General features: G+C 66.3%; 3 protein-coding genes. 1 reads left to right on the top strand and 2 read right to left on the bottom strand.

The features are described from left to right. A partial coding sequence (locus AC1DVT_RS20110) for a phospholipase D-like domain-containing protein (protein ID WP_477391147.1) occupies positions 1–993 on the bottom strand: 993 nt, incomplete at its 3' end. Between the two features lie 91 nt (positions 994–1,084). Continuing rightward, positions 1,085–1,285: a hypothetical protein gene (locus AC1DVT_RS20105; RefSeq protein WP_477391145.1), complete on the bottom strand. Its 201-nt coding sequence runs from the start codon at positions 1,283–1,285 to the stop codon at positions 1,085–1,087. 111 nt (positions 1,286–1,396) lie between these two features. Here AC1DVT_RS20105 and AC1DVT_RS20100 point away from each other — a divergent pair. Then, the coding region (locus AC1DVT_RS20100) for a DUF4192 family protein (RefSeq protein WP_477391143.1) at positions 1,397–1,696 on the top strand (300 nt) is incomplete at its 3' end.

The raw sequence follows: 1,696 nt of genomic DNA, 5'->3' as shown, positions 1-1,696 counted from the left end.
GAGCAGGCCGGCGAACAGCTTGAGGTTGTTCTGGAACTCGAATCCCGGGCCGGAAGGGATGATCTGGCAGTCGAGCTCACCCGGCCCTGATCGCACGTCGAACAGGTCGATGTCGTCGGTGAGCACCTCGTCGGTCTCGCTGTACCAATCCGAGAGGAAGACGGCATTGACGGATGCCACGACCGGGCCCTCGATGCGCGCCATCAGGTCGACCCAGTGCAGGCCCCGCTTGATGTTCTTCCGCAGGTTGTATGTCGAGTCGGTGACGTTCTGCGATCCGGTGAACGCGATCTCCCCGTCGACGACAAGGAGCTTGCGGTGGTTGCGCAGATCGGGACGCTGATATTTCCCCTTGAGCGGCTGCACGGGGAGCATCAGGTGCCACTGCGCCCCCATCGCATCCAGCCGCTTGAGGGTCTGCTTGTAGAACGGCTTGCCGCGGTTCGCCCAGTGATCCAGCAGCACCCGCACTGTCACACCGCGCTGCGCGACCTCCTCGAGCGCGGCGAAGAAGTCCTCGGTCGTGGCATCCGCCTGAAGGATGTAGAACTCGACATGCACGTACCGCTGGGCCGCTCGGATGGCCTCCGCCATGGCCGCGAAGCTGCCCTCGTAGTCCGATATGAGCTGTGCATCGTTGTCGCCCGCGAGTGGCATGGCGCCGAGATTTCGGTTGAGCGTCACCATCGCCGTGAACCATTCCGGGGCGTGCGGCCGGTGGGTTCCGAGGTCGAGGTGGGCGCTCGTGTCGTGGATGTAGTCGTTGATCTGCTCCTGCTTCTTGCGCCGCTTACGTGGCAGCCGAGGGTTTCCGATCAGCAGGAACAGGAACACCCCGATCAGGGGGATGAAGTAGATCGCCAGCAGCCAGGCCATCGCGGCCGTCGGGCGTCGATTGCGCGGGACGATGATGATCGCCAGGATGCGGATGATCAGATCGACCACGAAGACGAGGATCAGCCACCACGATGCGTCGAACGTGAGTGTGATCACCGCGGTCTTCCCCCGACTTCGCCCCGTGCGCTGACGGTGTGCCCAGCGTAGTCGCCCGTCCGACAGCCAGCCGAGGCGTCGGCGCGCGCGATCAGGGGTGGGGCTCGCTCGGTGTGGCCGGCGCGGCCGCAGGCAGTCCGCGCTTCGCCCGCTCTTCGGCCTCGATGCGCGAGTACGCGCGCCGCTCGACTCGATCGGCGCGGAGGATGCTGCGCAGCACGAAGAAGAAGATCACCGAGACGACAACGGTCGGCAGCAGCGACCAGAAGACGGCGACCCAGTAGTTCTCCACGTCTCCAGGATACGCGGCCCACCGGTCCTCCCCAGCGGGCCGATCGCGCAGGTCCCCCACAGCGCTCCGCCCCTCCCGCTGCAGCCGATCCGGCGCATTCAGGCTCGACGCATGACCACCATCGTGAAGGCCGCAGACGCGGCTCAATTCCTCGCCCTCGTTCCACGCATGCTCGGCTACCGCCCGACCCGCAGCATTATCCTCATCCCGTTCCACGGCTCCCGCAGCCTGGGTGCGATGCGCGTCGACCTGCCCGACTGCGTCGACGATGATGCGGCCGACCGTTCCGCCGCCACACTCATCGGGATGGTCTGCCGCCTTCCCGACGCCGATGCCGTGGCTGCGGTCGTCTACACCGACGCGGCGTTCGACGACGGTCCCCCGCATGCCTGGCTCGTCCGTGCACTCGAA

It is taken from the genome of Microbacterium sp. P2_F9, assembly GCF_056403635.1.
Note: the sequence above shows the minus strand (reverse complement) of the source record. Positions and strands in the feature narration are given on the sequence as shown.